Below are 21723 nucleotides of genomic sequence, written 5' to 3' on the forward strand. Positions count from 1 at the left end.
TTCATCATTTTATTTCTAACAAATAAAAATTAAAACACTATTCATCATGAAAACAAATGAAGTATTAGAAAATATCAAAGCACGTCGTAGCGTACGTGCTTATACTACTCAACAGGTAGCTGAAGAAGATTTGCTGACTATTCTTGAAGCTGCCACATATGCTCCGAGTGGTATGCATCTTGAAACTTGGCATTTCACAGCTATACAAAATACAGAGAAACTCGAAGAATTAAATGCCCGTATCAAAGGTGCATTTGCCAAAAGTGAGGATAAACATTTGCAGGAGCGCGGACATAGCCAGACGTATTGCTGTTATTATCATGCACCAACGCTTGTAATTGTTTCTAATGAACCGACACAATGGTGGGCAGGAATGGATTGTGCCTGTGCTATTGAAAATATGTTTCTTGCTGCCCGTTCTCTGGGCATTGGTTCTTGCTGGATCAACCAGCTGGGGACAACATGCGATGCCCCCGAAGTACGTGAATTTATCACTTCTCTCGGTGTCCCCGAAAATCACAAAGTATACGGTTGTGTAGCCTTAGGATATCCTGATCCTTCTATTCCAATAAAAGAAAAGAAAGTAAAGGCGGGAACGATAACCGTTGTTTAGTTGAAAATTGAAAGTTGAAAGTTGAAAATTACTATGCAGCGTGACAGCGCAGCTAATTTTCAACTTTCAACTTTCAATTTTCAACTAAACGAACCGTACCTTGTTGGCAACAGCTTTCTGTCTCCCAATGTATTATCTACGCGTGCCACATTTACCCAGAATTTGTTTTCACGTACGCTTTCTATCGGGTAGGCAGCTTTTTCACGTGTATAGCTGTGTTCCCAGTGGTCGTTCACGATCTCGTATTCCGGATGCGGAGCATTTATTAGTACGTTATCTTCCACGCTTGCTTCGCCATTTTTCACTTCCTGGATTTCTTTCCATATCGTCTGCATCACGGTTACAAAATTATCCAGTTCCCACAAACTTTCACTTTCTGTAGGTTCAATCATCAGTGTTCCGTGAACAGGGAAGGAGAGAGTAGGAGCATGATATCCATAATCCATAAGACGTTTTGCGATGTCGTTCTCGCTGATTCCTGTTTCCTCATGTACTTTGCGGCATTCCAGAATCATTTCGTGTCCTACGAAACCATTGGCTCCGCGATATACGGTACCATACGTGTCTTTCAGGCAGGCAGCCAGATAATTGGCATTGAGGATAGCGGCTTTTGTTGCCATAGTCAAACCTTCGGTGCCCATCATGCGGATATAGCCGTATGTGATAGGTAGTATTCCTGCACTACCAAAAGGAGCGGCAGATACTTCATTTATCGGATTACCAAACAATCCGTGACCCGGGAGGAATGGTATCAGGTGCTCGGCTACACAAATAGGACCTACACCGGGGCCACCACCACCATGGGGAGATGCAAAGGTCTTATGCAGATTCAGATGGCAGACATCTGCGCCAATAAAGCCTGGGTTGGTTAGTCCTACCTGAGCATTCATATTTGCACCGTCCATATACACTTGTGCACCACAAGCGTGGATGATATCGCAGATCTCTACGATTTCTGTTTCAAAAATGCCGTGTGTAGACGGGTACGTAATCATCAGGGCGGCTAACTCTTCTTTGTTTTCTTCAGCTTTGGCACGAAGATCACTCATTTCTACATTACCATGTTCGTCACAAGCACAAGTGATTGTTGTGAAGCCTGCCTGTATAGCCGATGCAGGATTCGTACCATGTGCCGATGCGGGTATCAGAATTTTGTTACGGTGTCCTTGACCAATACTTTCGAGGTAACTGCGAATCACACGAAGACCTGTATATTCACCTGCTGCACCGGAGTTCGGTTGCAAGCTGACACCAGCAAATCCAGTAATTATTTTCAGTTCATCACTCAGGTTTTCTATTAATTTACGATACCCCTCGGCCTGATCCTCGGGTACTAACGGATGCATACACAGAAGGTCCGGACGACTCAGTGGTAACATTTCGGCAGCAGCATTCAGCTTCATTGTACACGAACCCAACGGAATCATAGATTGGGCAAGCGAGATATCTTTGCGGTCCAGCCTCTTGATATAGCGCATCATTTCCGTTTCCGTATGGTATTTATTGAATACTTCGTGGGTAAGGAATGCACTCTGGCGTTTCAGTTCTTTAGAGAGTGTATCAGCATCGGGGATTTCAGTAATCTTTTGATAATCCTTCTCAGCAGCGATAGCGAAGATAGAAAGCAACATATTGGCAGCAGAAATATCAGTGGTTTCATCAATGCTGAAACCAACGTCACCATTGTCGAAATAGCGCAGATTCACTTCTTTACTGAGTGCGATGGTACGTACTTGCGGTGCCGAAACATTGTCGGGTAGTATGAAACGGAGCGTGTCGAAATAATGTTTGTTCACCTGTTTATATCCCAATTTGCTGATCTCTTTTTCAAGGAAAGCACTGATACTGTGGATACGCGATGCAATATCCGTAATGCCTTGTTGACCATGATAAACAGCGTAGAATCCTGCCATTGTAGCCAGTAATGCTTGGGCGGTACAGATGTTGGAAGTAGCTTTTTCACGTTTGATGTGTTGCTCACGGGTTTGCAGAGCCATGCGATAACACATCTTTCCGTACTTATCTTTTGACCAGCCAATGATACGTCCCGGCATGTTGCGTTTAAATTCGTCACGGGTAGCGAAATAGGCTGCTGAAGGACCACCGTAGAACATCGGTGTTCCCAGTCTTTGCGTTGTACCGAATACAATGTCTGCTCCCCATTCACCCGGAGGCACGATGAGTGCAAGACTCAACAGATCAGCAGCTACAGCTACTTTACAATCAGCCTCATGTGCCTTTTCAGTGAAACTGCGATAGTCTTCAATGCTTCCGTCCGAATTAGGATATTGGAGGATACAAGCGAATACTTCCGGAGTTGGTTCAAATTCTTGATACTTACCTATGCGTAGCTCAATACTTTGTGGTATGGCACGTGTATTCATCACAGCCAGCGTTTGCGGGAAAATGTTCTCATCAACGAATACAACATTAGCTCCCGACTTTTGCTTATCGCGCGGGCGCAGTCCGTACATCATTGTAACTGCTTCTGCGGCGGCGGTGGCTTCGTCCAGTAAGGAACAGTTAGCTAATGGCATAGCTGTAAGATCGCAAACGGCTGTCTGGAAATTCATTAATGCTTCCAGGCGTCCTTGTGATACTTCTGCCTGGTAAGGTGTATAAGAGGTGTACCATACAGGGTTCTCGAACACATTTCTCTGAATTACGGCAGGGGTGATGGTATTATACCAGCCCATTCCGATATAAGTGGTGAATAGTTTATTCTGACCAGCCAGTTCGGCAATGTGCTTGCTGAATTCATATTCGGTCATAGCCGGAGGCAATGCCAATGGTTCTTTGAGCCGGATATTGACCGGTATTGTTTTATCAATCAGTTCATCAAGGGTGCTTACGCCTATCTTGCGGAGCATCACTTCAATGTCTTTTTCGCTAACACCTATATGGCGATTGGCGAATGAATCGGTTTTCATATTAATTAGTTTTTAAGTTGCTCATATGGATTGTATAATCGCTTGGCGTAGATTCTCCGTATGCGAAACAGTTATCGGAAGAACGGATTTTCCGCTTTTTCCATACCGATGGTAGTTGGTGCTCCGTGTCCCGGATAAACCACAGTTTCGTTGGGAAGAATGAACAGACGGCTACAGATGTGTTCTTTTAGTTCATCAAAATTGCCTCCCGTTAAATCGGCACGTCCGATGCTGCCTTGAAAAAGTACATCTCCGGAGAACATACAGTTCTCTGCTTTACAATAATATACGAGGCTTCCCGGAGAGTGTCCCGGTACGTGAATTGCTTCCAGCGATATATTTCCGAAGGTGATTATATCTCCGTCATGCAGATATTTCCCCAATGGCACAGGAGGTTCCTGTAGTTGGAAACCGAACATACGGCTCTGCTTCGGAGCTTCTTCGATCCAGTATTCATCCGCTTGGCTGGCTTCTGCTGAAAGACCGAACTCTTTCAGCATGAACGGATTTCCAAAGATGTGGTCCAGATGCAGGTGCGTATTCAGCAAATGTTTCACTGTTAACCCATTGGTGTTGATGAAGTTTTTCAATGCTTGTTTCTCTTCATCATAGAAGCAGCCCGGGTCTATGACAACTGCTTCTTTTGTTTCATCCCATAATACATAACAATTTACGGGAAACATATTAAATTCAAATCTCTTTATTTTCATGATTATTTGACGTTACGTATCTATCTATTTATACGGTCACATATACCACTTTCTTTGTCTGGAAGAATTCTTCCTTAAAATCTTCACTTAAGCTGTGCAAGGTGGTTTTATGCTTGAACGGCATTGCTTCATGTTCAAGTTCTCCACCTTTGAGACAGATTAAACCATTTGGCAATGCATTTTGTTGCCGGGGTGAGATGTTCTTTTTGATGATTTTGATTAAATCTGCCAACGGCATAACAGCGCGGCTCACTACAAAGTCGAATAACTGTTTCTCTTCTTCGGCACGTGCATGGCGGAAGGTTACATTTTTCAGCCCGATGGCATTGGCTACTTCAGTAGCTACGCGCACCTTTTTTCCGATACTGTCTACCAGATGAAACTTTACATCAGGAAAAAGTATAGCTAACGGAATACCGGGAAAACCACCGCCCGTACCCAAGTCCATAATGCTGGTACCGGGACGAAACTGAATCACTTTGGCAATACCCAGTGAATGCAACACATGATGTTCGTATAAGTTTTCGATGTCTTTACGCGAAATAACGTTGATTTTAGCATTCCAGTCGATGTATAGGTCGTATAGAGCAGCTAATTGTCTGCGCTGTTCTTCCGTAAGGTCTGGAAAATATTTTAGTATGATTTCCACTGCTTTGTTTAATGTATGAGTTATATTTTTAATTTTTCAGTTCACCAATAATCGGGTTACTACCCAGCATATGCTCCAGCATCTGGAACGGCAGGGATACTATAACCGGTCCCATTGCGTATGGAGTGATATCATATACATTATAGTAGAAAGTAATTCCGTCTTTGTTGAGATAGAAGTTTTCTGTAGCGGCTATTTCGCCTGTTGATCCATAGCCCATATCTTCCAGTTCGGCACGTGTCTTGGCTCCGTTATCCGCCATAAGCTGATTCCAGATAAGATCGGTCAGTGGCTCCTGATAATCTCCAACAAAAATATCGTCCAGACGTAACGGACGCATCAGACCGAGGTCGAAGTTAAGATAAGTAGTCATGTAGATGCCATGGGCCCCACCTGTATATTCATTGTAGTTAATACGATATACAAGCAAATTCTTTTCATAGAGCTGTACATGGCTTTCGATTCCTTTGTAATAAGAGTACCATGCACCTACGGATGATTCATTTTCTTTATCTTTTTCATCTTCCAGATACATAGGTTCCAAGTCGCGGCGATACTCACTGATATATGTCTCTGTATATTGCTTTACTACTTCCTGAGGTTTCTCTCCCATGTATTTATCGCCGAAACAAGCAGCAATGAAATATTTATCCAACGTATCTTTCAGTAATTCGTCAGATGATTTGGAGGGATAGGCAAAGTTTATCAGCAGGTTGCAGGCTGGTTTGGCTGTATCTCCAAAGAGATGTGCCGTCTTGTTCACTTGTATGCTATCGAATTCCAGTGAACCGGTATCTTTTTTCATCTTGTCACCACAAGAAAATAAAAAGCCGCTTGCCGCAAGTATAACTGCAAGTAGGCTGACATATTGTTTTTTCATAAGGGCTTTTTCTTTAAATTCAACATTTGTTAGGCTATTCCCTATCGACAAATATAGAACATATTAACGAATAGAACGAATAAAAAAGAAAAAAATAATGTGCTGAAACGGTTAAATCTCCCTATCTTTGTTCCGAATTTATGAGAAGACTTCGATACATACTGGTTGCTATGCTCTCCCTGTTGATTATTTACGCTGGGGTGGGAGTCTCTGTTGTCCATTACTGCTGTGTCGGTTGCGAAACTGCGCAGACTTGCTGCACCAGTGGTTGCCCTAAATGTAATAAAGCTCATCATCAGTCAGATAAATCATGTAAAGACGAAGGTTGTACAGCTACTATCTATAAAGTAGATTTGATGAAACATTCGTGCGAAGCCTCTGTTGCTGCGCCCGTGATACAACTTATCTGTGAATTGTTACCGGACTTCCAATTCCTTCCGTCTTTTAATAAATGGCAGGAAGTATCTTATGCTGTCCCTCCGCATCCTGTCAGTTCGCGGTATTATCTGGCTCTTTATTCAACTCTTCTTATTTAGCCAAAAGTATATAAGAAAGGTATACGTGTTGGTAGTGTTTCATAGTACTGCTTTCACTATTCCTTGTGTTTGTATCTTTAGGTTTCAGAATGTAAAACATCCCCATGTTCTTTATGAAAACATCCCCATGTTGTGTACTAAAACATCCGGGTGTTTTGTATAACAACATCCGGATGTTCTGATTTCTCATCTCATATGTTATACAGATAAGGTATTGGTAAACAGAATGTAAAGAAGCCTGTAAATGTACGAATACAGAATGTACTTTTCATGCAACCGTGTTGCACAGGTTATTTTGTAAATTTGCACCATGAAATGAATTAATTTATATGAAATATGTATTTTTATTATTTACTCTCTTCACTTTCCATGCTTTACAGGCACAGGTGACGGGAATTGTAAAAGACAACACCGGAGAACCCATTCCCGGTGCCAATGTGTTTTGGATGAATACTACAAACGGTGTGACAACTACCGAAGAGGGCCGGTTCTCTATTTCCAAACCAGCTAAAAGCCATATGCTTGTCGTTAGCTTTATCGGTTTTGAGAATGACACAATTCATGTCAGCAGTAAGAATCAGGAACTTGATATAGTTCTTCACGAAGGTGTTGAATTAGGTGAGGTGAACATTGTAAGCCGGAAACTCGGTACGATGAAATTGCGAAACAGCGTGATGAATGAAGATATCATCAGCAGTGCTGAGCTGACACGTGCAGCCTGCTGTAATCTTGGCGAAAGCTTTGTTACTAATCCCTCAGTAGATGTCAGCTATTCGGATGCTGCAACGGGAGCCAAGCAGATAAAGTTACTGGGACTCTCGGGTATGTATGTACAGATGATGACGGAAAATATTCCTAATTACAGGGGGGCTGCTGCACCCTACGGTCTGGGATATGTGCCCGGCCCGTGGATGCAGAGTATCCAAGTTAGCAAAGGTAGTTCTTCGGTAAAAAATGGCTATGAGTCTATCACCGGGCAGATCAATGTAGAGTTCAAGAAACCTCAGCTCCCGGAGGCGGACTGGGTATCGGCCAATCTGTTTGCCAGTAGTACGAGCCGTTATGAAGCCAATGCTGATGCAACGATAAAACTCTCCAAACGGTGGAGTACTTCACTGCTGGCACATTATGAAAATGAAACAAAAGCACATGATGCAAATGATGATGGCTTTGCCGATATTCCCCGGGTAGAGCAGTATAATTTGTGGAACCGTTGGGCGTATATGGGCGATCACTATGTCTTTCAGGCAGGTATCAAGGGATTATCTGAACGTCGTAACAGCGGGCAGGTCAGTCATGGGAAAGAACCGGCACATGATCTTTATGAAATAGGTATTAAAACGGATCGTTACGAAGCTTTCACCAAGAATGCTTATATATTTAATAAGGAGAAGAATACCAATCTTGCCCTTATCCTCCAAGGGACGATTCACAATCAGGATGCTACCTATGGTCTTAAACTCTATGATGTGGATCAGAGTAATGTGTATGCCTCTCTGCTTTTTGAGACGGAGTTCAGTAAGCAACACAGCCTTTCTACCGGATTGAGTTTCAATTATGATGGATATAATCAACATTATCGCCTGACCAACGATGCAGGGCAGGGATTGACAAAGGCTTTGGTAAAAGAATCTGTTCCCGGAGCATATATTCAGTACACATTTAATTTGAATGATAAATTGATGCTTATGGGTGGACTTCGCGGAGATCATAGCAGTAAATATGGTTTCTTTGTAACTCCCCGTGCGCACATCAAATATAATCCGAATGAGTATGTCCATTTTCGGCTTTCAGCTGGAAAAGGCTATCGCACCAATCATGTACTGGCAGAGAACAATTATCTGCTTGCCAGCAGCAGGAAGGTAAAGATAGCTGATCATCTTAATCAGGAAGAAGCCTGGAATTATGGAGCAAGTGTTTCAACCTATATTCCTTTATTTGGTAAGACTTTGAATATTAATGCGGAATATTATTACACTGATTTCCTGAAACAGGTTGTTGTGGATATGGATACAGACCCCCATGAAGTGTCATTCTACAATCTGGACGGACGTTCTTACTCACAAGTGTTGCAATTGGAAGCGAACTATCCGCTTTTCAAGGGTTTCACCCTGACGGTTGCTTATCGTCTGACAGATGCAAAGACAACTTATAACGGGAAGTTATTGGAGAAACCTCTGACCAGTAAGTATAAAGGACTTTTGACGGCCTCTTATCAAACGCCACTTGGATTGTGGCAATTTGATGCAACGTTGCAGTTGAACGGTGGGGGAAGGATGCCGAATCCATATACACTTGCTGATGGTAGTCCGTCATGGGAGGCGCGCTATGGCAGCTTTGAGCAACTGAGTGCACAAGTGACGCGTTATTTCCGTCGTTGGTCTGTCTATGTGGGTGGGGAGAACCTGACAAACTTTAAACAACAGAATCCGATTATAGATGCCGCTAATCCATGGGGAGAAAATTTTGATTCGACCATGATATGGGGGCCAATGCATGGAGCAAAGGCGTATATAGGGGTTCGTTTTAATTTACCGAGAATGTAGAAGAGAGTAGTTAAGTAGTCAAAGTAGTTAAGTAGTAAGTAGCAGAGTGCTAACGTTATCCTGCCATATACATTTTAACTACCTCTACTTACTACTTAACTACTTTGACTACTTAACTACTAAAAAAAACAGTTTATGAAAACAAGAAGAATGGTAGCTGCTCTAGCAGTAGCTTTATTGAGTGTGACAGCCGTTATGGCAAAAGATATCCGTACGGCAGTGTTTAAAGTATCGCAGATGCATTGTGAAAATTGTGAACGAAAAGTGAAAGATAACATCAAGTTTGAGAAGGGAGTAAAAGAGTTCTCTACAGACTTGAAAACGAAAACCGTTTCTATCACTTATGACGCTGACAAGACAAATGTAGAGAAACTGAAAGCTGGATTTAAGAAGTTTAATTATGAAGCTGAGTTTGTGAAAGAAGCAAAGCAGGCAGAAAAGAAGTAATTGAACAAACGTCCCGGAGAGATTGTTTTAATAGTGATGAGTAAGTAGTGATAAGTGATTAGCAAGCTACGCTGTATGCCGTATGGCGCTTATCACTCATCGCTTATCACTACTCACTTATCACTATTCACTAATCGCTAATTAATAATATTATGAGTACTATTACAAAGAAAGCGTTTCCTGTGCTGAACATGCACTGTGCAGGATGTGCTAATAATGTTGAAAAGACAGTTCGTAAGTTGCCGGGTATTGTAGATGCTTCGGTCAATCTTGCTACCAATACGCTCTCTGTCTCATATGAAGCCGACAAACTGACTCCCGGAGAAATTCGTGCCGCTGTATTGTCCGGTGGTTATGACCTTATAATAGAAGAGGGTAATCTTAAAGAAGAACGAAAGGAAGAGGCGCAACAGCAACACTACCGAAAGCTGAAGATGCAGGTTATCGGAGCTTGGATATTTGCAGTCCCTATGCTGTTTCTTTCTATGGTTTTTATGCATGTACCATACTCAAATGAACTGCAATTGTTACTCACTCTTCCGGTGATGATACTTTTTGGTGGTTCATTCTATACGGGTGCCTGGAAGCAAGCCAAACAGGGGCGTAGCAATATGGATACTTTAGTAGCGTTGAGTACCTCTATTGCATTTCTGTTTAGTGCATTTAATACTTTCTTTCCCGAATTCTGGTATAGCCGGGGACTGGAGCCACATGTTTATTATGAGGCCTCCGTTGTTATCATCGCTTTTGTATTGACAGGTAAGTTAATGGAAGAACGTGCCAAAGGTAATACTTCAACTGCTATCAAAAAACTGATGGGATTACAACCCAAAGTAGCGCGTATCGTGCGTAATGGCATTGAAGAAGAAGTTTTAATCGACCAGTTACAGGTAGGTGATCTTGTGGTGGTCCGTCCCGGCGAACAGATTCCTGTGGATGGGATTCTTGCCGAAGGAGAATCTTTTGTAGACGAAAGTATGATAAGTGGCGAGCCGATTCCTGTTGAAAAGAAACAAGGCGACAAGGTGCTTGCCGGAACAATCAATCAACGAGGTTCTTTTATAATAAAGGCTTCACAGGTAGGAAGTGAGACGGTACTGGCCCGTATTATCCGCATGGTACAAGAGGCCCAGGGAAGCAAGGCACCTGTACAGCGTATCGTTGACCGTGTAACGGGAATTTTCGTTCCTGTGGTTCTTGGTATTGCCATACTTACCTTTGTGCTTTGGCTGGTAATAGGTGGAACAGAATACTTCTCATACGCCATGCTTTCTGCAGTTTCGGTATTGGTAATTGCCTGTCCGTGTGCTTTGGGACTTGCCACACCTACCGCACTTATGGTAGGTATTGGCAAAGCTGCCAGTCAGCACATTCTGATAAAAGATGCGGTGGCTTTGGAGCAGATGCGCAAGGTCGATGTAGTGGTACTTGACAAAACCGGGACATTGACAGAAGGGCATCCTACCGTAAGCGGGTGGTTATGGGCACAAACGCAGGAAGAGTGTTTCAAGAATGTTCTTCTGGCTGCTGAAATGAAATCAGAACATCCCCTTGCCGGGGCTATTGTCACCTCTCTGCAGGATGAGGAAAAGGTTGTTCCTGCACCACTTGAAAGTTTTGAAAGTATTACAGGAAAAGGGGTGAAGGTGGTTTATGAAGGCGATCTGTTCTGGGTAGGTAGCCACAAGTTACTTAAAGATTTCGATGCTATTGTTACGGATGTAATGGCAGATATGCTTGTGCAATATGAATCCGAAGGAAACGGAATCATTTATTTTGGCCGTGAGAATCAGTTATTGGCTATTATTGCTGTTACAGATGCAATAAAATCTACCTCTTCCGAAGCTGTGAAGGAACTGAGACGCCAAGGTATTGATATTTGTATGCTGACAGGTGACGGACAACGTACGGCTTTGGCGGTAGCCGGGAAATTGGGTATAGACCGTTTTATTGCAGATGCTTTGCCGGATGACAAAGAGGACTTTATCCGTGAGTTGCAATTACAGGGAAAGACTGTAGCAATGGTGGGTGATGGAATTAATGATTCGCAGGCACTGGCTCTGGCGGATGTCAGTATAGCCATGGGCAAGGGAACGGATATTGCAATGGATGTGGCTATGGTTACTCTGATGACTTCTGATTTGCTGTTGCTTCCGAAAGCATTTAACTTATCCCGGCAGACTGTGAGACTTATTCATCAGAATCTGTTTTGGGCATTTATTTATAATCTCATAGGCATTCCTATTGCTGCCGGCATACTCTTTCCATTGAATGGATTATTACTGAATCCGATGCTTGCAAGTGCTGCTATGGCATTCTCAAGTGTGAGTGTAGTATTAAATTCATTGAGTTTGGGAAGGAGGAAATGATTTTAGAGTTATAATTTATGAAGTGTGATTTATTATACTGCTTTATTGGAGTTTTAATATAGTTCATGCTTCATAAATCATAATTCTCTTTTATCTTTGTCTTTATGAAAACGATTGTAATTGATTGGAATCTTATCCCGTATGCCGAAGCCTGGCAACGGCAGACTGAATATTTTGACACCCTTGTCCGGGCCAAACAAAACGGAGAAGAGTATGAGAACTGCATAATCCTGTGTGAACATCCTCCTGTTTATACTTTGGGACGTAGCGGAAAAGAAAATAATATGCTTTTGAGTGAAGCACAGTTAGAAAAGATTGGTGCTACACTTTACCATATTGATCGCGGTGGAGATATAACTTATCATGGTCCGGGACAGTTGGTTTGCTATCCTATTCTTAATCTTGAAGAGTTTGATCTCGGATTGAAAGAATACGTACATTTACTGGAAGAAGCCGTTATTCGTGTTTGTGCTTCTTATGGCATCACTGCCGGAAGGCTGGAGAAAGCAACTGGAGTGTGGTTGGAAGGAGATACTTCCCGCGCCCGTAAGATTTGTGCGATAGGAGTGAGGAGTAGCCATTATGTCACAATGCATGGACTGGCGTTGAATGTAAATACCGATTTGCGTTATTTCAGCTATATACATCCCTGTGGGTTTATAGATAAAGGCGTTACTTCACTGCGTCAGGAACTGGGATTTGAGATCCCGATGTCCGAAGTGAAGCAACGCCTTGAACTTGAAATAAAGAGCCTGCTTACGCGATCTTGAATTCGTTATTTCAGAGCTTTAGCGATAGCCTTTTCAACCATTGGCTGCATGATTTCATATCCTTTCTTATTGGGATGTACGCCATCTTTTGACAAATCAGCAGGTAATCCATTTCTCTCATTAGCCATTGCGGAGAAGTAATCCAGATAGATAAATTTATTCTTTTCTGCATAAGCTTTAATCCATTTGTTCAGTTCAGGAATCTTCACATTAGGTTCCATACCCGGACGCCAGGGATAATCAAAAGCGGGAAGTACAGAGCAGAGGATTACTTTAATGCCATTCGCTTTGGCAAGCTGGGCCATAGATGCCAGATTATCTTCTATCATTTCAAGGGTAGAAGGGCCTGTATTTCCTGCTATATCATTTGTTCCGGCAAGTATCACTACTACCTTCGGCTGTAAGGCAATCACATCCTGACGGAAGCGAATCAACATCTGCGGAGTAGTCTGTCCGCTAATACCACGATTGATATAAGGGCGGTCTTTGAAAAACTCCGGGCAGTTGTGAAGCCATCCGATTGTAATGGAATTACCCATAAATACGACGCGTTTTTCTCCTTTTGCAGGAGCACCCAGTGCTGCGTTGTCTTTCTGGAACTGTTTTAAGTTAGCCCAATCCTGTGCGACAATGTTGCCACTCATAAGGAACAGGCTGATAAGTAAAAGATAAATTGTTTTCATTTTCTTTGTCGTTTTCATCATTGTTTTTATTTTTTCATTCTGATTACGCGTATTCCTGTCCAACTGTTGTTACGGTCGAGCAGGCGACTCAGTGCAAGTTTTTCTACTAATACTTTTCCTTTTGAAGAAGAGGCATGAAGCAGACATAGATTACCTTTTATATAAATGGCAATTCCCATATGAGCCACATCCAGTCCCGGGGTGTTTGTAGTAATGGCGATGATGTCTCCGTTTTTAATCCAGGGAAGTCCCGTTACGGGTAATGCATCTTTGGGTAACCAATGAACTTCGTGTCCTGTCAACGCTTTTTCATAACCTGCCATTTTACTGACATTGGCCGGGGAATTAGCAAGTTGTTTATACTGTTGCGGATGAGTAGACATGTACGAGAGAGATAATTTCTGTGTATATGGGCTATTGGCAGCGGTTACATCTTCCATGATTCCTTCGCGTACTCCGTTGTTTATCCAGTCGGCAATGTAGTGCAAACGTGAAGTGTATCCGTCAATCTTTCCGCCGCGATACCGGATACGTTGCAGGTTCTCTGCGAAATCACCTTCACGCATATCTTTATCCTGGGTGGGGCAGAGAGACATGGCAAGCACATATTCTACAAGAGTGGTGCAGTCTACTTCGTCGCAATTGATAATAAGATCTTCTTCGTCATCCATTTCCAGCGTGTGGGCAGAGTATGGAGTATCGATGAATGTCTGGGCATTGGTTAGCATAAGATTGGTTTCCTGTTGCGCTGCAACCGGGCCACCCAATAAACAGGTGGCCAGTAAAAATGAACTGATTGTTTTCATTATTAATATTGATAAATTAAGTTTCTGAAATCGGTTTTACGACCGAAAGGAACCAGTGTAAAGCCATATTCAACAACATTCTGTACACCGGTACGAATCAGATAAGGCTCGTGTGCAAGTGCTCCCCAGCTATTATCACCACCGACACCCATCATGCGGTAATCAATAAAGAGATCTACCATCTTTTCCGGTTTCGGATCAGTGAGATGACGGTGGTTGGTTTCGGCTGTGCGCGGGGCAGCGTTGTGCAGATCGTCTCCGCTATCAAGGGTTTCGAGTGGATAGTTTGAGGCGTTCATTTCGAAAGTACGGTCGGCTACAAGGAGCAATCCTGCACCGGATTTATTGGTAAGTGCACACCAGTAAATATCTGTGCGGTGATTGTTTTCCTGTGGGCGAATGTAGGGTTCGTACATCTTTTTGATAGGAGTGGAGTATTCACCAAAGAACTGTGAGGTACGGCGGTCGCGATAGTTTTCTTCTGGTCCGCGTCCGTAGTAAGTAAGTGTGGTGAATGTTTCCGGCATTTGCATACGCAGGCCGATACGTGGAATCATCGGAGTCTTTTCATTGGCTGCCACAAAGCGGTTATCTACCTTTATTACTCCGTTTGTGTAAATTTTGTAAATAATATCCCAAGTTGCGTCAGTTTGCGGGAATTGGTAAGTACAGGTCACTTCTCCGTTACAGGCATTGAAAGAGGCAGCCGTTATATCCTGATAACTTACTTCTTTCCATACTCCCAGTTTGCGTGGCAATCCTGCACCATAATCATTGTCAATCGGTGCACGCCAGAAGTTAGGATGTAATCCTTGTCCGTTGAGAATGTACTCTGCTCCGTTGTACTGGTAAGAGACGAGCAGTCCACTCTTCTTATTGAAAACAGCCTTGAAGTTCTTTCCTGAATAGATAACCTGTGTATCTGTTTCCTTCATGGGTGCAGCTTCTTGCTGAGCCACTTTGTCTTTGTGGAAAGTATAGATGTAGTTCTGTTCACGGGCTATTACTGTACCTGCCGGAAGGAATGGTTCCGGAGTGCGGACGGTAGCATAAAATTCGATGCGTACATCGCCGGTATTGGTTTGTGTCTGCGGGATACCTTTCAATTGTACGGTTACCGTCTCGCCCGGCGCTCCACTGACCTGGAATTTATCTGTATATATCTCATTTCCGTGATCGCGAATAATGTAGTGATAATCGTATTTATTCAGATTGGTAAAGCTGAAATCATTGCGTAAATCGACTGTTCTCTTGTCTTTGTTGAAGTTGATAAACTTGATATTCTGATACACTTTACCCATTTCCGTAGTATGCGGTTTCACAGTCCGGTCCGGATAAACAACGCCATTGATACAGAAATCTCCGTCGGAAGGAGTACCAAAGGCACCGTAATCACCACCATAGGTCCAGTATTTACGTCCGTTGGCAGTTTTCTCTGCAAAGCCTTGATCTACCCAATCCCAAATGCAACCACCTTGTAAGAGCGGATATTTCTCAATGATGTCCCAGTATTCTTGGAAATTACCCAGACTGTTTCCCATAGCATGTGCGTATTCACACAAAATGAGCGGGCGGGTATGTTTCGGATCCTTTGCGTATTTCTCGATGTCGGCAGGCCGTGTGTACATCGGACAGTAGATATCCGAATTCCATTCCAGGTGTGCCTGTTCGTATTGTACCGGACGACTATCGAGTTCTTTCAGTGCACTATAAGTCTTGTAGAAGTTAACACCGTTTCCGGCCTCATTTCCCAATGACCACACAATCACCGAAGGATGGTTTTTATCACGTTCGTACATGTTGATGGTACGGTATACGTGTGCATCCATGAATAGACGGTTGTTGGCCAAAGTACCACCTACTTCGCGATTATATCCCATTCCGTGAGATTCGATATTGGCTTCATCAATCACATAGATTCCATATTCATCACATAGTTCGTAAAAACGTTCTTGTTGTGGATAGTGGCAGGTACGGACGGTGTTTACGTTGTACTTCTTCCAGAGTTCGAAGTCTTTCAACATCAGCTCTTCAGTGACGTAATGTCCGGTGTGTTCATCGTGTTCGTGTACATTTACACCTTTTACGAGAATTGGTTTACCATTGACGCAAAGCTGATTATTTTTCATTTCCACGGTACGGAAACCTACTTTCACACTGGTTGCTTCCATTACCTTACCACCTTCGGGTTTCTTCAGGCTGATAACAAGGGTGTACAGGTAGGGAGTTTCAGCTGTCCATTGTTTGGGGGTTTTGATGATATTGTCATCAAAAATAAATTCGTTCAGGCTTTGAGAGATGCCCGGAGCAGGCATTGCCTTTACAGCATAGTCTGAAGTAGCTACCTGTTGTCCGTCTTTATCAAGAAGTTTGTAAGAGATAACATATGAAGGATAAACCGGCTTGCCACTATTGGCTATTTTAATTTTGAATTTCAGGATACCGTTTTTGTAGTCAGCATCCAACGGGCTTTCCACTTTAAAGTCTGCAATACGGAGCTGGGGTTGTGCATAGAGATAGACATCTCTCTCAAAGCCACTCAATCGCCAGAAGTCCTGGCACTCCAGATAGTTGGCATCCGAAAAGCGGTGAATTTGTACGGCAAGCACATTCTTACCAGGTTTCACCTGCTTCGTGATGTTGAACCGGGCAGGAGTTTTTGCATCTTTATTCATTCCAATGAATACTCCGTTCAGGTAGTAGAATGCTGCACCTTTGGTTCCGTCGGCACTGAGGAATATTTCTTTTCCATTCCAGTTGGCAGGGAGGTTAAAGTCACGGCGATAGGTACCTGTCGGGTTCCATTCTTCCGGTACATACGGAGGATTGGGTTTATTCCAGTAGGGAGCATAGCCCGGTGAACAAAACTCATAAGTGGTATTTACGTAGATCGGAATCCCGAAACCCTGTCGTTCCCAGTTGCCGGGAACTTCAATATCTGCCCAGTCGCTTACATTTTTCTCAGGAAGCATAAAGTCTGTAGGGCGGGTGGAAAAGCTGTCTACATAGTTGAATTTCCATTTACCATTCAGCGAGAGGCGGAAAGTACCATCTTTGCGGTTGTTTACGGTTGCATCTTTTTCGTTGGTGTACGATGTGAAAGTACTGCGGGGAGTTTCACGGTTGATACTGGTTAGTTTGGGGTCGGTTATCTGCTTGTAACGATCCCCCTGGGCTGTGGAGCTCAGGGGGAGGATTACGAAACATGCAACCATTAATAGGTTTTTCATGAAAATAGTTTTTATATCGTTACTTGAGAAATATTACTTCACTTTTATCGAAGCTTTGATAAAATAAAGAATCAACAGGGCATAAGCACCTAGAGCGAGTACCTGCGACCAGGTATTATTCAGCCAGGCATCATTCACTAAATTGATACCACCAAAACGCATCGCTGCACTTACAACACCCATTAATGCACCACCGGCAATGAAACCGGAAGCAAGTAACGTACCTTTTTCGCCACGTTCAGTGTTCAGTGAAGTGTCTTTGCTGCGGCTGGTCACATACCAGTTAATGGCTCCACCTACTACCAAAGGCACATTCAGCTCCAACGGGATAAACATACCCAATGCAAAAGCAAGAGCAGGAATCTTACAGAGTGTCAGAATGATAGCTAATACCGCACCGATGCCGTAAAGCAACCAGGGTGCACCTACACCACTCATCAGTGGTTCGATAACGGCTGCCATAGCATTTGCCTGTGGTGCAGCCAGCGCTCCGCTTGTGAAACCATATGTTTTATTCAGGATAATCATGACTCCGCCTACCGTAGCAGCCGAAACAATTGTTCCTAAGAATTTCCATGCCTCCTGTTTGGCAGGAGTACTTCCCAGCCAGTAACCAATTTTCAGGTCGGTAATGAAACCACCTGCCATGGACAAGGCTGTACATACTACACCACCCATCACCAACGCAGCTACCATACCCGAAGGACCTTTCAATCCTACAGCTACCATTACAACAGAAGCCAGAATAAGCGTCATCAGTGTCATACCCGAAACAGGGTTGGTACCAACAATTGCGATTGCATTGGCGGCCACTGTAGTAAACAGGAAAGAGATACCTGCCACCAGTACGATAGCCACTATTGTATGTACCAGATTACCCTGCATCACGTCAAAGTAGAAGAACAGGAAAATAAGAATCAGTGTGATGATAGAGCCGATAGCGATAATCTTCATAGAAAGGTCACGCTGTGTACGAATAATGTTTTTCTCAACATTCCCTTTGCCGCCCATCTCTTTGGCAGCCAACCCGACAGCACTTCTGATAATGCTCCATGATTTGATAATACCGATAACGCCAGCCATAGCAATACCACCGATACCGATACTTTTTGCGTAGTATTTGAATATCTCTTCGGGAGTCATCATACTTACGGTGTTAGTGATTTCCGGGTTCCATGCATTCAGCACGCTATCTCCCCAAAACATTGATATACCTGGTACAATAACCCACCATACTACCAGTGAACCGGCACAAATGATAGATGCATATTTTAATCCGACGATGTATCCCAGACCTAATACGGCAGCACCTGTATTTACTTTGAATACCAATTTGGCTTTCTCTGCCAGCATTTCACCGACACTGCATACACGGGTGGTAAAGTTTTCATTCCACCAGCCGAAAGTAGCTACAATGAAGTCGTACAAACCACCGATCATACCTGCCATCAATAATGGTTTGGCTTGGCTGCCTCCTTTTTCACCGGATATGAGTACCTGTGTGGTTGCTGTAGCCTCTGGGAAGGGGTATTTGCCATGCATATCACTAACAAAATATTTACGGAAAGGGATAAGAAACAAAATGCCCAATACACCACCCAACAGCGAACTGATGAATACCTGCATGAAGGTAACCGTCATCTCCGGATATTTAACTTGCAGAATGTACAAAGCGGGGAGTGTAAAGATGGCTCCGGCTACGATAACACCCGAACAAGCACCGATAGACTGGATAATCACATTTTCTCCTAATGCATTTTTGCGTTTTGCCGCGCCGGAAACACCTACCGCAATGATAGCAATAGGAATGGCAGCTTCGAATACCTGACCTACTTTCAGCCCCAGGTAGGCAGCGGCTGCCGAAAAAAGGATGGCCATGGTGATACCCCAAGTGACTGACCAGAAGTTTACTTCCGGATAATTTTTACCGGGACTCATCAGAGGGTTGTATACTTCGCCCGGTTTTAATTCTCTAAACGCATTCTCGGGCAAGCCGGTGAATTTGTCTTCTTCTTGTTTCATAGTTTCTATATAAATATTTAATGTGTTTAATTATGTATTCTGTAAATATGCATCAAAGAAAGCAAAAAAAAAGGAGAATCGAAAGATTCTCCTTACTGTTGTTGTCTATTTTTTCTCATTTAGCATCTTTTGCTGTCATATTACCTTCAATGTACAAACGCATCATTTCTGTTTTTGCATTTGTGCGAAGAGTAATTGACTTCTTGAAGTGTCCGGGGTATTTACCCGTTCCGTTGTATGTCACCTTGATTGTTCCTGTTTTTCCTGGAAGAATCGGTTCTTTTGTATAGTCGGGCACTGTACATCCGCAAGATGCTACAGCTTGATGAATAACCAAAGGAGCATCGCCGATATTGGTGAAAGTAAATACACAAGATACAACCGGATTGTTTTCTGAGAATGTTCCGAAATCATGAGTGGTTTTGTCAAACTTAATGTCGGCAGTTTGAGCAGATGCATAACTGATTCCCATTACCAACATTGCAACGAATAATGCTATTTTTTTCATATTCATTTCCTTTTTATGGTTTATGAATGACAAAGGTAGAGCTTTTTTTTAAAAATAATGCCGTATCTTTGCGAAATAGTATTAAAAAAAGACGAACAATAGCTTATGAATAGTAGAAGTATCATTTTTATAGCTTTTATTTTATTGCTGTGTGCATCTTGTGGAAAAGAAAAAGAGATGACACTTTCCGGTTTGGATGTACGGGACTTTCAGACGGAAGTAGACGGACAACTGACAAATTTGTATGTGCTTAAAAATCAGAATGGAATGGAGGTTTGCATTACAAACTATGGTGGGAGGGTAGTTTCGTTAATGGTACCGGACCGTAATGGAAAAATGGAGGACATCGTATGTGGATATCCTACTATTGCTGAGTATCTCGCTAAAAAACAGAACTTTGGTGCTACCATCGGACGATATATCGGTAGAATCATGTATTCTACTTTTACGTTGGATTCTATTACATATCATCTTGTTCCTAATACCGGAGAACATTGCGCTCACGGAGGAGATCCGGGCTTTGCTTCTAAAATATGGCAGGCAGAACAGCTGGATGAAAATGCACTGAAATTAAGTTTGTTTTCTCCGGATGGGGAGAATGGATTTCCCGGTAATTTGCAGGTACATGTTATTTTTGTGGTGACCAATGACAATGAACTGGATATTCATTACGAAGCGGAAACAGATAAACCTACTGTTATTAATCTGTCACATCACTCTTTCTTTAATATCTCCGGTGATTTCGATACGACAGTTGAAGACCAGTCTCTTTATATCAATGCGGATATGTATACTCCTTATGATTCGTTGAAATGTGTTACGGGAGAGATCTTGCCGGTAGCGGGAACACCTTTTGATTTTACCACTCCTCATTTAATTGGTGAGCGTATTAATGAAAATGTAATGCAACTGAATATAGTGAAAGGATATGATCATAATTGGGTGCTGAATACGAACGGAGATGATACGAAGCTGGCGGCTCGTCTGGTAGATGCAAAAAGCGGACGTAGTATGGAGGTTTATACTACAGAACCTGGATTGCAGGTATATACGGCAAACGGATTGCGTGGTGCAATGGTAGGAAAGAAGGGGATTGCTTATCAGAAGCGTACGGCCGTTTGTCTGGAGACGCAACATTTTACGGATAGTCCTAATAAGCCACAATTCCCGTCCACAGTACTTCGTCCCGGAGAAAAATATTACAGTCATTGTGTGTATCGTTTCGGAGTAGTAGATTAAGAGTAAAAGTCTACGTTCGTCCTGTGTTTCCATTCACCAACTATCGCCTGATGCACTTCCCCGTGCGGGAAACATAACTTTCCATGAATTTTGGCTAATAAAAAAGTGCCGGTTGCATATTAACCAAATGCAATCGGCACTTTCTGTAAATCCCATTGACACTTTTTCTGTTTGTCAATGGTTTATTTCTTCAATGCAAACCCCAACATCATTCCGTCATAGCTGTCTGCCAGTGAACTGATTGTTTTAAGAGTTGTACTACTACTTTTACTTGATATAAATGCAATCAGTTTCAGTAGTTTGTCAGAGTTGAACAGCAGGTCCATATTAGTACTTGTACAGTTTACCTTTGCATTCATATTCAGCAACTTGAAGTATCTTAGATGTACAACTTTGTCTGTCGCATCATATGAATAAGTTCCGGTCATGGTACGTTTTCCTACTGTACTTGTAAAAGTACTGTCCGCATTGAAAGTAAAGCTGACCTGTCCGTCTTTGATACCGACTTTTGCCAACTGTTCGTCCAATTTCTTTTCTGCAATGGACGCCGCTGCTGCACCACCTGCCTTCTGTAATAGGTTATCTGATTCGAATTCAATAGCCGAACCACTATATATCCAGGTTCCAGTCATATCTATCGTTTGATTACCAGTTACGGCATTTACGACTTTTTCAATGTTGTCTTTGTTAAATAAATCTTTCCATGATTGTGCTTGTACATTCGTTGTAACAAGCAATAAAGCTGACACGACTGTCAGCGATAAAACATACTTTTTCATTCTACT

Annotated in this window: 17 protein-coding genes; 7 read left to right on the plus strand and 10 right to left on the minus strand. The window is 42.8% G+C overall.

Annotated features, from left to right (window positions below; genetic code table 11):
* Window positions 1–46: 46 nt before the first annotated feature.
* On the plus strand, window positions 47–613 hold the full coding sequence (locus QX565_RS05715; RefSeq protein WP_221650006.1) for a nitroreductase family protein: 567 nt from the start codon (window positions 47–49) through the stop codon (window positions 611–613).
* 80 nt (window positions 614–693) lie between these two features.
* Here the strand turns inward: QX565_RS05715 and gcvP are convergent, their stop codons facing one another.
* From gcvP to QX565_RS05735, 4 genes are all read right to left on the minus strand, one after another.
* Window positions 694–3543 (minus strand): aminomethyl-transferring glycine dehydrogenase, encoded by a 2850-nt coding sequence (gene gcvP / locus QX565_RS05720; RefSeq protein ID WP_289291806.1) that lies wholly within the window; start codon window positions 3541–3543, stop codon window positions 694–696.
* Between the two features lie 71 nt (window positions 3544–3614).
* On the minus strand, window positions 3615–4253 hold the full coding sequence (locus QX565_RS05725) for an MBL fold metallo-hydrolase (RefSeq protein ID WP_221650004.1): 639 nt from the start codon (window positions 4251–4253) through the stop codon (window positions 3615–3617).
* A 28-nt stretch (window positions 4254–4281) separates the two neighbouring features.
* Window positions 4282–4902, minus strand: coding sequence for a 16S rRNA (guanine(527)-N(7))-methyltransferase RsmG (gene rsmG, locus QX565_RS05730; RefSeq protein WP_289291809.1), 621 nt, complete (start codon window positions 4900–4902; stop codon window positions 4282–4284).
* Between the two features lie 28 nt (window positions 4903–4930).
* Entirely contained in the window at window positions 4931–5782 is an 852-nt protein-coding gene (locus QX565_RS05735) for a DUF3298 and DUF4163 domain-containing protein (protein ID WP_221650002.1), read from the minus strand.
* A 140-nt stretch (window positions 5783–5922) separates the two neighbouring features.
* On the opposite strand from QX565_RS05735, the gene QX565_RS05740 reads away from it, so the two are divergent.
* The 5 genes from QX565_RS05740 (at window position 5923) to lipB (ending at window position 12450) form a co-directional block, all read left to right on the plus strand.
* The gene (locus QX565_RS05740; RefSeq protein WP_289291811.1) at window positions 5923–6318 is read left to right on the plus strand and encodes a hypothetical protein; all 396 of its coding nucleotides are present in this window, start codon (window positions 5923–5925) and stop codon (window positions 6316–6318) included.
* A 329-nt stretch (window positions 6319–6647) separates the two neighbouring features.
* Window positions 6648–8864, plus strand: coding sequence for a TonB-dependent receptor (locus QX565_RS05745; RefSeq protein ID WP_221649999.1), 2217 nt, complete (start codon window positions 6648–6650; stop codon window positions 8862–8864).
* A gap of 135 nt (window positions 8865–8999) precedes the next feature.
* Complete coding sequence (locus QX565_RS05750) at window positions 9000–9311, plus strand: heavy-metal-associated domain-containing protein (RefSeq protein WP_195350303.1); 312 nt, start codon at window positions 9000–9002, stop codon at window positions 9309–9311.
* A 152-nt stretch (window positions 9312–9463) separates the two neighbouring features.
* Entirely contained in the window at window positions 9464–11680 is a 2217-nt protein-coding gene (locus QX565_RS05755) for a heavy metal translocating P-type ATPase (RefSeq protein WP_221649998.1), read from the plus strand.
* Window positions 11681–11784: 104 nt separating this feature from the next.
* Window positions 11785–12450: a lipoyl(octanoyl) transferase LipB gene (gene lipB / locus QX565_RS05760; RefSeq protein WP_221649997.1), complete on the plus strand. Its 666-nt coding sequence runs from the start codon at window positions 11785–11787 to the stop codon at window positions 12448–12450.
* A gap of 5 nt (window positions 12451–12455) precedes the next feature.
* On the opposite strand, the gene QX565_RS05765 is transcribed toward lipB, so the two are convergent.
* From QX565_RS05765 to QX565_RS05785, 5 genes are all read right to left on the minus strand, one after another.
* On the minus strand, window positions 12456–13151 hold the full coding sequence (locus QX565_RS05765) for an SGNH/GDSL hydrolase family protein (RefSeq protein WP_289291914.1): 696 nt from the start codon (window positions 13149–13151) through the stop codon (window positions 12456–12458).
* A gap of 8 nt (window positions 13152–13159) precedes the next feature.
* Complete coding sequence (locus QX565_RS05770) at window positions 13160–13939, minus strand: N-acetylmuramoyl-L-alanine amidase-like domain-containing protein (protein WP_221649996.1); 780 nt, start codon at window positions 13937–13939, stop codon at window positions 13160–13162.
* 2 nt (window positions 13940–13941) lie between these two features.
* A complete protein-coding gene (locus QX565_RS05775) occupies window positions 13942–17169 on the minus strand; it encodes a glycoside hydrolase family 2 TIM barrel-domain containing protein (protein WP_289291816.1) in 3228 nt (1075 codons plus the stop codon).
* A 33-nt stretch (window positions 17170–17202) separates the two neighbouring features.
* The gene (locus QX565_RS05780) at window positions 17203–19191 is read right to left on the minus strand and encodes an OPT family oligopeptide transporter (protein WP_221649994.1); all 1989 of its coding nucleotides are present in this window, start codon (window positions 19189–19191) and stop codon (window positions 17203–17205) included.
* Window positions 19192–19306: 115 nt separating this feature from the next.
* On the minus strand, window positions 19307–19699 hold the full coding sequence (locus QX565_RS05785; RefSeq protein WP_221649993.1) for a DUF1573 domain-containing protein: 393 nt from the start codon (window positions 19697–19699) through the stop codon (window positions 19307–19309).
* A 105-nt stretch (window positions 19700–19804) separates the two neighbouring features.
* Between QX565_RS05785 and QX565_RS05790 the strand changes: the two genes are divergently transcribed.
* Window positions 19805–20938 carry an aldose epimerase family protein gene (locus tag QX565_RS05790; RefSeq protein ID WP_221649992.1) on the plus strand — a complete coding sequence of 378 codons (1134 nt, stop codon included), beginning with the start codon at window positions 19805–19807 and terminating at the stop codon, window positions 20936–20938.
* 182 nt (window positions 20939–21120) lie between these two features.
* Here the strand turns inward: QX565_RS05790 and QX565_RS05795 are convergent, their stop codons facing one another.
* Window positions 21121–21717 carry a DUF4923 family protein gene (locus QX565_RS05795; RefSeq protein ID WP_289291819.1) on the minus strand — a complete coding sequence of 199 codons (597 nt, stop codon included), beginning with the start codon at window positions 21715–21717 and terminating at the stop codon, window positions 21121–21123.
* Window positions 21718–21723 lie beyond the last annotated feature (6 nt).

The organism is Bacteroides sp. 41_26 (assembly GCF_949740115.1).
Classification (GTDB): domain Bacteria; phylum Bacteroidota; class Bacteroidia; order Bacteroidales; family Bacteroidaceae; genus Bacteroides; species Bacteroides nordii.